Source organism: Pedobacter sp. KBS0701, assembly GCF_005938645.2.
In the GTDB taxonomy this organism is placed as follows: Bacteria; Bacteroidota; Bacteroidia; order Sphingobacteriales; family Sphingobacteriaceae; genus Pedobacter.
Genome location: NZ_CP042171.1, coordinates 3,790,506 through 3,801,924, shown reverse-complemented (window position 1 = coordinate 3,801,924; position 11,419 = coordinate 3,790,506). Strand labels below are relative to the sequence as shown.

Below are 11,419 nucleotides of genomic sequence, written 5' to 3'. Positions count from 1 at the left end.
TAGTTTCAGGCTGTAAATGAACAAACAAATATCACAAGCAATTGGCTGGGCTTTAGGTGTATTAGTCATATTTCCTTTAATACTTTATGGCGTTAACTATCTTTTCAAAAAAAAAGATAATAATTCAAAAACTGCGATTCCTATGTATATAGATGATTGTGTAGAACTAAGGATTTTATTTCCTGATCAACTAGATTTTAGAGATACTCAATATAAAACATCTTTATTATCTCCAGAAGAAAGTATTTACAAAATTTTTTTTAGGGAAAAATCGATAAACAAGTACCTAGAGATTACATTTTTTAATTATCCTGATGATAAAGGACTTGCTTTTCCTACTTCTTTACGGGGGAAGAAAATAATAATAACAATCAATAGAGATGAAGTAAATAATAATAATTATGGTACCGCTAACAATCCAATACCTGTTTTTAGAGTAAGAGAAGATCTTCCTGATTCAATCAGTAAAACAAGGGGACAAGAGGATGGATGGAATGTTGATATTACTGAAAATCAATTTAAATATAATGTTGAACAGTATTTAACTTATATTATGCCGAAAGATGAGTTTAAAAAGCGGTTTGAAAAAAAATAGACCTTTATCAGGCAGTTTCCGCTGCCGCTAAAATGTTTGCCCAATCTCACATCTCACCTCTAATATCTCAAATCTCGTCTTACCTCTCAAACAAAAACCGTATTTTTGCAGCAAATGGGAACACTCGTAGATTCAGGTATAAAGGGATATAAAAATTACGGAACGCATTTGCGCGAAAAGTATAAAGGGCAGCGCGTATTTAAAGTAATTGTAGATGGTGGTTTTACCTGCCCCAATCGTGATGGGAGCAAAGGCTTTGGTGGATGTACATATTGTAATGTGGATTCTTTTACACCCGAACCATCGCGTAAAAATCCAAATATTAAAGATCAGCTTGCCGAAGGCATGTTAAGGGCTAAAACTTCTTATAAAGCTGATAAGTATATTGTTTATTTTCAGCCGAATACCAATACTTACGCGCCGGTACATTATTTAAAGATGATGTATGATGAAGCGCTATCGATTAATACAGAAGATATTGTTGGTTTTGCAGTAGGCACACGTCCTGATTGCATTGATGCCGAAAAGGTTGCGCTATTGGAAAGCTATACCGATCGTTTCGATGTGGATTTAGAGATGGGAATGGAATCCATTTATGACGAAACCCTTGATCAGATCAACAGAGGTTGCAGTCATGGTGAATTTGTTGCTGCGGTGGAACTTTTAAAAGACAGTAAACTCGATCTGTGTGTGCATACTATATTTGGTTTCCCATGGGAAACCAGGGAGCAGATGCATGGTTATATTCACGAAATTAACCGTTTCCCGCAGATCAAGTTTGTTAAGTTCCATCATCTTCATGTGGTAGAAGGCTCGATAATGGGCGCTAAATATAAAAAAGAACCTTTTAAATTGTTTTCCCTCGAAGAATATACTGATTTACTTTGTGAGTTAATCCCTTTATTGCGCCCGGATATTGTTATTCAGCGGCTTTTTGGTATTTCAGATTGGGATTTGTTGATTGCACCCAATTGGGGGCTTAATAAATCGGCAATTCAGACCTATATGGATAAAGAAATAGAAAAGAGAGGGGTTGTTCAGGGATCTGCTTATTTTTATTAGAAATTTAAATTATCTGTTTATTTTTTTAAAAAACTCATGAATTTTCATGGGTTTTCTCGTTTTTGGACAATTTTTCGTGGTATTCTTCATTAATTTTTGCTAAAATAATGCAAATACTGGATAATATGTGATTTTGTTTTTGTCAAAAACTTGCATTAAAATAACCAGTATTTTTTGTTATTTTTATTTTTATGGTTAATTTTTGTTTTGTTTTATAAAAATTTATCGTTTTTATTAAAAAATTTCGATTAAATAGTGTTAAAAATGTAATAAGTCGTATTTTTATAGAAATAAATCAAACATATTTTAAATTATTTAAACGTTACAAACAAATTAAGCTAAAAACTATGGGTAAATTCTCCTTTAAACAGTACGCGCCTTTTGCGATATTGATGATTGTCGCAATTTTCGCTCTATTTATTCCACTTCTTCCTAATTTTGATGAAGGCAAATATAGTGGACCAGACATTGCGTTTATATTAATCGCAGCTGCACTAGTGTTTTTAATGACTCCAGGTCTTGCATTCTTTTATGGTGGAATGGTTCATCGTAAAAATGTATTGTCTACCATGATTAAAAGTGTGGTAGCAGCAGGAGTAATTACGGTTTTATGGACAGTAGTAGGTTTTAGTTTAGCCTTCGGAGATACTATCGGCGGTTTCATCGGAAACCCATCAACGTTTTTGTTCTTTAAAGGCGTAAATTCCGGAGCACCACATCTTCAGGGAGGATCAGACTTAACCATCCCGCTATCTTTATTTGCTGTATTTCAGTTAATGTTTGCCATCATTACACCAGGTTTAGTAGTTGGAGCAGTTGCAGAGCGGATCCGTTTTACTTCTTATATTTTGTTTATTGTTTTATTCGCCATTTTTGTTTACTCACCGTTAGCACACTGGACATGGCACCCACAAGGTTTCCTGTTTAAAATGGGCGTGTTAGACTTTGCAGGAGGTACCGTAGTGCACATCTCTGCAGGTATGGCTGCATTAGCAGGAGCATTGGTGCTAAAGCGTAGAAAATCTCACTTAGAGCATAAAGAAGTTCCGCCAGCTAATATCCCTTATGTATTAATCGGTACTGGTTTATTATGGTTCGGTTGGTTCGGTTTTAATGCCGGTTCTGCATTAAGCGCAGGTAGTTTAGCTGTTTCTGCATTTTTAACTACAAATACCGCTGCAGGTGCTGCCGGTTTATCTTGGATGTTCTTTGATGTTGCAAGAGGTAAAAAACCTTCAGTATTGGGCTTTTGTATCGGGGCGGTAGTTGGTTTAGTAGCCATTACACCAGGTGCAGGTTTTGTAAGTATTTCATCAAGTATATTTATTGGGGCTATTGCCGCAGTTATCTCCAATCTTGTGGTTTCATGGAAACAAAAAACCAGTTTAGATGATACATTGGATGTTTTCCCTTGCCACGGTGTAGGTGGTATCGTTGGTATGTTGTTAACTGGTGTTTTTGCTACAAAAACGGTAAATGCTGCTGGTGCTGATGGCTTATTTTATGGCAACCCGGCTTTCTTTATCACACAATTAAAAGGTGCGGTGATTGTAATCATATTCAGTTTTGTTGTATCATTCGTAATTTTCAAACTGGTAAATCTGATCAATCCAATCAGGGTTTCTGAAGAAGAAGAAGAACTAGGTCTCGATGCTTCTCAACATGATGAGAAATACTCTCAAGGTACCTTGTTAGTTGAGGAGAGAGCGATCTATATCGAAAAAAACAGTCCACTAACAGAACCAATATCTTAAGGATTTTATATATCTAAACTCAAATCAAGCTCAAACATGAAGAAACTTTTAACCGCTATTTTTGCAATGGCCAGCACGACGTGTGCCCTGGCTCAGGAGACCACAACAACATCACCACTTGAAATTTCAGGGTCGGTAGATACGTATTTTAAATATGACTTTGCTAAAAATCCTTTAAATGCAAAAACATCTTTTGTAACAGATCACAACTCGGTATCATTAGGTATGATTGATATTGCTTTGAAGAAAAAAACAGGTAAGGCCTCATTTGTAGGAGAGCTTTCTTTTGGTCCAAGAGGACAATCGCAATCTATCCCTGATGCTGCGGCTAACGGTTCATCATTCAATATTCAGAACTTATATGTAAATTATGATTTTACCGATAAATTTTCAATGACAGCAGGTTATATGGGTACATTTATTGGATACGAGGTAATCTCACCAGTTGGAAACTTCAACTATTCTACTTCGTACTTATTTACCAACGGTCCATTCCAGAATGCGGGTATTAAAGCCACTTATAAATTCAGCGATAAAGTAAGTTTAATGGCTGGTTTATTTAACGATTGGAATGTTTATAGTGCATCACGAGGTGTTTCGGCTATTGGTGGGCAGTTAATGATTGCTCCGGTTGAAGGCTGGACAGCTTACATCAATGCTTTATCTGGCGCTGGTTTTGGTGGATACGGAACTATTGTGGATTTAACTACTTCATATCAAATTACAGAGAAATTTAAATTGGGTTTAAATGCAGCTAATTATGATATTAAAGATAGTTCGGTACAGGGAAGTTATGCAGGTGCTGCATTATATCCTCAGTACGCCGTAGCTGATGCCGTTACGATAGGTTTAAGGGGAGAGTATTTTAAAGCTAAAGCTTTCGGTACTACTGCTGCTACATCAACTACAGCGTTAACGCTTACTGCTAATGTTAAATCGGGCGGTTTAACTTTTATCCCTGAGGTAAGATTAGATCACAATAGCGATAAACCTTTCTTTAACAAGAGTGGTGCTTTAGCTCCAAATGCAGGGCAGTTCTCTTTAGCCGCAGTTTACGCTTTCTAAGGAATAAAATTTTAATATTAAGCCGTTCCGGTATACAATCGGGGCGGCTTTTTAGTATCTTTAATATTCAGTTCGTACATTAATCCATTCTGATGAAATACATTATCCTGTTTTTTTTAGTCGCCTTTTCAATTGATCTTTCTGCACAGCAAAAACAGTTTGCTAAAGATGATAACGGTAAATTTATTTACTATAGAGTGGTAGATTCTCAATCGTTGAGTAAAGATACATTGTTGCAAAGGGCTAAATCTTTTGTTAATGTGACCTATAAAAAATCGATGAAAGCTGAGCACATTACTGATACCTCTATTTTGGCCAAAGGAACTATGGTGATCGACAAGACCATCTTAGTCGCCGGCCATCCAAGTGGAGAAATCAGCTACAATTTTGTTTTTGAAGCCCGTAATGGAAAATACCGGTTTTGGTTAACTGATCTGTTGTATATCCCATACCAGCGCGACCGTTACGGAAATTTTGTTGCCGCAACTAAAATAGGTACCCCATTAGAGCGAAACCCGGGTAAACTTAATGCGGGTGCGTGGAAGGATATGGTTAACAGCGCTTATAATAAAATAGATAAATTTGCAGATGACTTTAAAAAGTATTTAGCAACCAATAGGGTAGAGAAAGCCAAAAAGAAAACTGAAACCATTTCTACCAAAAAATGGTAAAGCTTTAGGTTAAAACTTACCGAAAAGTTCTTCAACTTTCTGATAACGGAACTTAAAAATTTCGTTAATTTTATTATTCACGATTACCGCATTTGCGATGGTGCCAATCGGTCCCCAACCTATGCTATAGTGTAAAGTATCGTGCATTAAAACGCCTCCGTCTATTTTTTCGAAATGGTGTTGATGGTGCCAGAAAGCAAATGGGCCGAAACGCTGTTCGTCAATAAAATATTCTTTATCCTTAACATGTGTAATTTCGGTTACCCAACTTAACTTAATTCCAAAAAGAGGAGAGACTTTGTAAGTAATAATTAAACCCGGATACATTTTGGTGTTGGCCATATTTGGCGAGGTAACATCAAAAGTCATATCTTTTGGGGTAATTTCTGCCAGGTTTAAGGGAGAAGAGAAAAAGTCCCATGCGGTATCTAACCCTATCGGAAGTTTCTGCGTAAATTCTAATCTATAAGTTTTCAAGTGCTTGTTTTAAATTACAACAACAGAGATGCGGTTTTGTTGGGTTTAACCGCAAAGTTTGCAAGGAAAAGCCGCTATAGATTCGTCATTCCCGAGAAGATTGGAATCCAGAAACAATTCATTTTATAAAAATGAATATAAATGACAGTAATAAATCTACTCGTAAAAATTCTTTCAAATTATTATTTCGAGCATAGTGCAACGCAATTGAGTACCTGAAGGCTCTGCGCAGCAAAATCTGCCTAGATAGATCTCTCCATTGCGCTGCGCTTCAGTCCAGATGACTGACCATTCTTTTGGAGTCTGTCAATAGTAGTTTGTCGAAGGACAAGTTGTTTTTTTTCAACCATAAAAAGTTTTCGACAGGTTCAGACTGACAATAACTGATGTTTAGCTCCACGATGTTGGGGAATGAATGTGCTTGGCTTCGGACCTCTGACCTCGGACTTCCGGACTAACTCCATCCCAAATCTTCCATCCTAATGCACCATCTTATCCGCACAGGTTGAACTGGCAAATGCTTCCGGTTTAGCCTTAAAAATAAAGCCCATGCTTAAGATATACCCCATGGCATCATTTAGCGCTTTGTTCGACTTAAAGGATGGACTGGTATTGATATCAGCATGTACTTCTAAAGCCACATCGTAAATGTCAAGTAAATCGCAAATGGAATAAGCAGTTTCGATTGATTTCTGTACTTCCATTAACATTCTTTCTTTGATGCTTACCTGCTGTGTACTCTTTTCCTGATGGATGTACATAAAACCGCCATGATGCTCTCTTAACAGCACAATTACGGTCGCAAAATCGGTTACTGAACCTTTTACCTGCGAATCTGTACCAATGCAAACTTTAAGTTTAAAGCCGTTTTCACTTTCTCTGATAATCGCATTTTCTACTTCTTCCAGAATTGAAGATTGAATAATTTCACCACTAAATTTTTTCCATGTCATACACTGTATTTTTTGAGGTTAACGAATGGTAATCAGGTTTTTATAAAAATAAGCGCTAAAAATTAAATATGTGTTAAGCCAAGATTGTTTATTTGCTAACAAAAAGTTAGTTATCAACAAGTTACTAATAATAGTTTGAATGAACTTCTAATTTGTTGAAACAAATTATTATTCGGTCCGTTAATATTAATACATTCATTAAAATTCTTAATTATGAGAGCAGAGTTAATTCAAGAGCTTCAGTTATTACAAAATAGCAGAGCGAATAAATTTGTAGATGAACTGGCAGACAAAATATTATCTTCGGTTGATGCCGTCAATGAAAAGGTATTATCTTCAATGTCTAAACGCGGCAGCATGTTAATGTTGCTTGACAAAAGACTCAACTTTTCTACTCTTCGGAAGCTGCGGAGCAGATTTTTAAAATCCTAACTAAGGCTACCGTTTTCGCCCTGAAGAGAAATGATTACCTTTATGGCGGAATGATGGAAAATGCCTTAAAAAAATTAAACATTTCTGCACTTAATGAGATGCAGGAGTCTTCTGTAAAAGCAGCTAAGACTGGTAAAGATGTAATATTAATAGCGCCAACGGGTTCGGGGAAAACGTTGGCCTTTTTATTGCCATTACTTTCTAATTTAAAAACCGGAGTGAAAGGCGTACAGGCTTTGATTCTGGTCCCTTCAAGAGAACTTGCACTTCAAATTGAGCAGGTTTTTAAACAAATGGGCACTTCGTTTAAGGTAAACTGCTGTTATGGAGGCCATGCGGTAAGAATCGAAAAAAATAACCTTGCCCATCCTCCTGCGGTTTTGATCGGCACGCCAGGCAGGATCGCTTATCATCTGGAACATCAGAACTTTGACGAATCTTTTATCGAAACTTTGGTTTTGGATGAATTTGATAAGGCGCTGGAGTTCGGCTTTGAAAATGATATGTCTTATATCATCGGGTCGTTACTTTCTTTAAAGCAACGGATATTAACTTCAGCAACCAAAATGGAAGAGATTCCTGGTTTTGTTAAAATCAAGACGCCGGTTGAAGTCGATTTTTCGAAGAATATCGAAGCAAAACCAGATCTAAAGCTCAAAAAAATAACAGTACCTGCAGCCGACAAGTTAGATTACCTATTCAGATTATTGAGTAAAATAGGCAATAAAAATACATTGGTATTCTGTAACCACAGGGAAACGGTAGACCGGATAAGTGATTTACTATTCGAGAATGGTTTAGGTCACGATGTTTTTCATGGTGGAATGGAGCAATTTGATCGGGAAAAGGCATTGCTTAAATTTAGAAATGGTAGCCATCGGATTTTAATTACAACAGATCTGGCAGCACGTGGTCTCGATATCCCGGAAGTGGAACATATTGTGCACTATCAATTACCCTACACCGAAGACGCTTATATTCACCGCAATGGTCGCACGGCACGCATGCATGCAAAAGGGACAGCCTACGCCATTTTAACCAGCGAAGAAAACTACAAATACCTGCCTGATGATATCGACGAGGAAGTTTTGGAAGACCAATATGTTTTACCACAAGAGAGTGATTGGGTAACCTTATACCTGGCGCATGGTAAGAAAGATAAAATTAATAAAATTGACATTGTGGGTCTGTTTTTACAAAAAGGAGATTTGGTAAAAGATGATTTAGGACTGATAGAAGTTAAAGATACAACCAGTTATGTAGCTGTAAAAAGAAGTAAGATAACTCAATTGTTAAAAAAACTAAACGGCGAAAAAATTAAAGGAAAGAAACTTAAATTAGAGATAGCAAGTTAGAAGATAAGTCTGAAGTCCGGAGTCCGCAGTCGGAAGTCTGGATAGCAAAATCAAAAATTTTAAGCATTTTGCAACATTAAAATATTCCAACATTATAATTCTTACAATTAGCAATGAGCAACAACGATATATTAAAAAAACTGAGAGTAGCCTTATCATTAAAAACAGAAGATATTATTACCATCTGCGATTTAGTTGGGTTTAAAGTGACAAAGGCAGAGCTGGGCGATATTTTCAGAAACGAAGACCACGAGAATTTTAAACCTTGCGGCGATCAGATCCTGCGTAATTTTTTAAATGGTCTTGTTATTTATAAAAGAGGTCCGAGGGATGAGAAAAAGCAATAATTTATGCTTTTTATTATTTTTTATACTGATCACATTTTCCTTTAACGCTCTCGCTCAGTCTCAGTTTAAAATAAGTGGTAATGTAATCGATTCTTTGAAGAAGCCTGTTGAAGGCGCAAATATCAGATTGATTACCGATCAGGATACCCTCCGCTCAAATTCTGATGCGAAGGGAAACTTTGTGTTTACAAAGGTAATCCGAAATAAGTTCTATCTTTCTATTACTGCGTTAGGCTACAAGCCTTACGCATCATTCTACAAGATCGAATCTTCGAAAAAAAGTTCCGATCTGGATCCGATTATGCTCAAAACGGAAAGTATCCGCCTCAATGATGTAGAGGTTAAAGTAAAGGTTGATCCCATTAAAATTAAAAAAGATACTATAGAATACAATGCAGGAGCCTATACCATTAGGGAAAACGACAAGGTTGAAGATCTTTTAAAGCAGTTACAGGGCATTGAGGTTGATGATAAAGGCGCTGTTACGGCAATGGGGAAAAAAATGACCAAGCTGCGGGTTAACGGCGAAGATTTTTTTACCAGCAATGTAGAAGATTACATCAGGCAGTTACCGGCAGATATTATTGCCAAGCTACAGGTAATTGATGATTATGGTGATGAAGCTAATTTTACCGGGATTAAAACCGGTACTCCTCAAAAAATGCTGAACCTGGTTACCAAGCCTGGTATGGATAAGGGCGTTTTTGGGGGAATGAGTGTGAATTCTGCCACCAATAATGCGCATAACCTGGGAACCAACGGTAGTATATGGAAAAAAACAAAACAGATTGGTTTTGGCGGTCGCTACGGCATTACCAATAATGAGTTTGCTCAATTGAATAATGGAGCCTTAAAAGGTAATATCAGAGATAAAATATCGAAAGAATTTAGTGTTAATGGCAGTTATGATTTCAGTAACGGAACCAGTAAATCTATTCAGAGTAATTACGTTGAAACATTTAATCCGCAGGGAACCATCAACGACTTAAGGGAAAGTGCCAATAACTCCAAATCGCTGACCAATAACATTAACCTGGGGTTAAACGGCGCTACAAAAAAGAATTATTTTAATGCTTCTTTGGCTGGCTCTTTGGCTGATACCAGGAACGATGCTTTTTCTACCTCTAATAAAACAGGCTATATCAAGCAGGACCTTAATTCCAATTCAGGTTCCCGCAATAGCAATCCAGATCTTAACGGAAGCATCAACTGGTCGCGGCGTTTGGCTAATAACAAGCGGTCGCTTTCTATGGGTTTCAATTTTGGCAGCAGTGCCGGAAACAGTAACAGTACCATTAACGATATCATCCGTTACTACAACGAAACCACTAATGTATTGGTTAAAGATTCATTATTAAACCGTTTGGTAGATAACAATACCTCAAATTCTAACTTCGGCGGAAATATCCAGTTTTCAAACTCCTTAAAAAAGACAGATGATAGTAGTGGATACAGTTTTATCAATTTTTCCTACCGCTTTTCAGTAAGCAGAAGCCGCAACTTGCAAACTACAACGGTTACCAATCCTTTGGGAAATAGTTTTGTGGTCGATTCGCTGGGACAGGATTATGTATCCAATTTCATAAACCAGAACATCAGCATCGGTTATAATACCAACAGCAACCGGATCAGCTATAATTTTGGGCTAAATTTTTCGCCGAGTATCATCATTGGAAAGTACCAGAATACGGGACAAGAACTTAAAAACTATCAGTTAAATTTTTCTCCTTCGGCCAATTTGAGCTATCAGATTAAAGATAACGGAAACCTGACTTTTGGTTACAATGGCTATACCGCCTCACCCGATTTTAACAAACTGCAGCCTGTGAGGAACAATAACGATGTGCAAAACCTGATTATCGGCAACCCGGATCTTAAAGCAACATCAAGTCACACCGCTGATTTAAGCTATAATAAATTTGGGCTTAAATCGGGCCTGAGCATTATGGCAGGCTTATCGGGCAGTTTTGCCATCAACAGTGTGGTAAGCAATACGGTTTTTCTTCGGGATACGCTAAACAGTTTGAAACAGCAAACCACTTACGAGAATGTAAATGGCATCTATAATATCGGTGCTAATTATTCTTTGAACAAAAGGATGCTGGATAATAAACTTTCCCTATCCATAAATGGGATTGTTGCCTACAGCCACAATGTTTTTTATACCGATAATGTGCTGAACCGCAGTAGTGGCATTAATGTTTCTAATGCTTTTAAATTTAACCTCAACCAGAAAAAATATGCTTTCAATACCAGTGCATCTTATAGTTTCAGTTCCAATACCTATTCGGTAATGAACCAGAACATTAAAAATGTGCAGGTTGTGGCCTTGAGTGGAAGTGCAAGCTGGATCCCCGGTAAACGTTTTAGGATAAACGCATCGGCTTCCAAAAGTTTAAATTTCGGATATAGTTTATATGCCGGAAATCCTTTATTGGTAAATATGGGATTGAATACTTCTTTCCTGAAAGGTAATAAATTACTTTTCTCTGTCCAGGCGAATGATTTATTTAATCAGGGCGCACTATTCAGCACAAGTATTACCAACAATTCCATTTCTGAGAACAGAACAAGGTTTATCAGCCGTTTTATACAGGCAACATTGAGTTATAACCTCAGTCAGTTTGGGGGAAAAAAAGGCAGATTGGACAGTAACATTAATGCTGAAGAATAAATACTTAAACCCAGATTATTTAGTTTTAGTGTTT

11 protein-coding genes are annotated in these 11,419 nt (G+C 36.9%); 9 read left to right on the top strand and 2 right to left on the bottom strand.

Annotation, left to right across the window (positions count from 1 at the left end):
- The first annotated feature begins 16 nt into the window (after positions 1-16).
- From FFJ24_RS15290 to FFJ24_RS15270, 5 genes are all read left to right on the top strand, one after another.
- Positions 17-595, top strand: a complete 579-nt coding sequence (locus FFJ24_RS15290; protein WP_138818040.1) for a hypothetical protein — start codon at positions 17-19, stop codon at positions 593-595.
- A gap of 114 nt (positions 596-709) precedes the next feature.
- On the top strand, positions 710-1,657 hold the full coding sequence (locus tag FFJ24_RS15285; protein WP_138818039.1) for a TIGR01212 family radical SAM protein: 948 nt from the start codon (positions 710-712) through the stop codon (positions 1,655-1,657).
- A 347-nt stretch (positions 1,658-2,004) separates the two neighbouring features.
- Complete coding sequence (locus tag FFJ24_RS15280; RefSeq protein ID WP_138818038.1) at positions 2,005-3,411, top strand: ammonium transporter; 1,407 nt, start codon at positions 2,005-2,007, stop codon at positions 3,409-3,411.
- A gap of 36 nt (positions 3,412-3,447) precedes the next feature.
- On the top strand, positions 3,448-4,476 hold the full coding sequence (locus FFJ24_RS15275) for a porin (protein ID WP_138818037.1): 1,029 nt from the start codon (positions 3,448-3,450) through the stop codon (positions 4,474-4,476).
- 92 nt (positions 4,477-4,568) lie between these two features.
- Positions 4,569-5,147 carry a DUF4468 domain-containing protein gene (locus FFJ24_RS15270; RefSeq protein ID WP_138818036.1) on the top strand — a complete coding sequence of 193 codons (579 nt, stop codon included), beginning with the start codon at positions 4,569-4,571 and terminating at the stop codon, positions 5,145-5,147.
- 9 nt (positions 5,148-5,156) lie between these two features.
- On the opposite strand, the gene FFJ24_RS15265 is transcribed toward FFJ24_RS15270, so the two are convergent.
- Together FFJ24_RS15265 and FFJ24_RS15260 are read right to left on the bottom strand one after the other, a co-directional pair.
- Entirely contained in the window at positions 5,157-5,624 is a 468-nt protein-coding gene (locus FFJ24_RS15265) for an SRPBCC family protein (RefSeq protein ID WP_138818035.1), read from the bottom strand.
- A gap of 479 nt (positions 5,625-6,103) precedes the next feature.
- A complete protein-coding gene (locus tag FFJ24_RS15260) occupies positions 6,104-6,577 on the bottom strand; it encodes a ribonuclease H-like YkuK family protein (RefSeq protein WP_138818034.1) in 474 nt (157 codons plus the stop codon).
- Between the two features lie 213 nt (positions 6,578-6,790).
- Between FFJ24_RS15260 and FFJ24_RS15255 the strand changes: the two genes are divergently transcribed.
- From FFJ24_RS15255 to FFJ24_RS15240, 4 genes are all read left to right on the top strand, one after another.
- The gene (locus tag FFJ24_RS15255; protein WP_132402397.1) at positions 6,791-7,009 is read left to right on the top strand and encodes a hypothetical protein; all 219 of its coding nucleotides are present in this window, start codon (positions 6,791-6,793) and stop codon (positions 7,007-7,009) included.
- A gap of 50 nt (positions 7,010-7,059) precedes the next feature.
- Positions 7,060-8,364, top strand: a complete 1,305-nt coding sequence (locus tag FFJ24_RS15250) for a DEAD/DEAH box helicase (protein ID WP_138818033.1) — start codon at positions 7,060-7,062, stop codon at positions 8,362-8,364.
- Positions 8,365-8,477: 113 nt separating this feature from the next.
- The gene (locus FFJ24_RS15245; protein ID WP_029274124.1) at positions 8,478-8,711 is read left to right on the top strand and encodes a DUF1456 family protein; all 234 of its coding nucleotides are present in this window, start codon (positions 8,478-8,480) and stop codon (positions 8,709-8,711) included.
- Positions 8,695-11,385 carry an outer membrane beta-barrel protein gene (locus tag FFJ24_RS15240; RefSeq protein ID WP_168202489.1) on the top strand — a complete coding sequence of 897 codons (2,691 nt, stop codon included), beginning with the start codon at positions 8,695-8,697 and terminating at the stop codon, positions 11,383-11,385. The genes FFJ24_RS15245 and FFJ24_RS15240 overlap by 17 nt, the downstream gene beginning before the upstream one ends.
- Positions 11,386-11,419 lie beyond the last annotated feature (34 nt).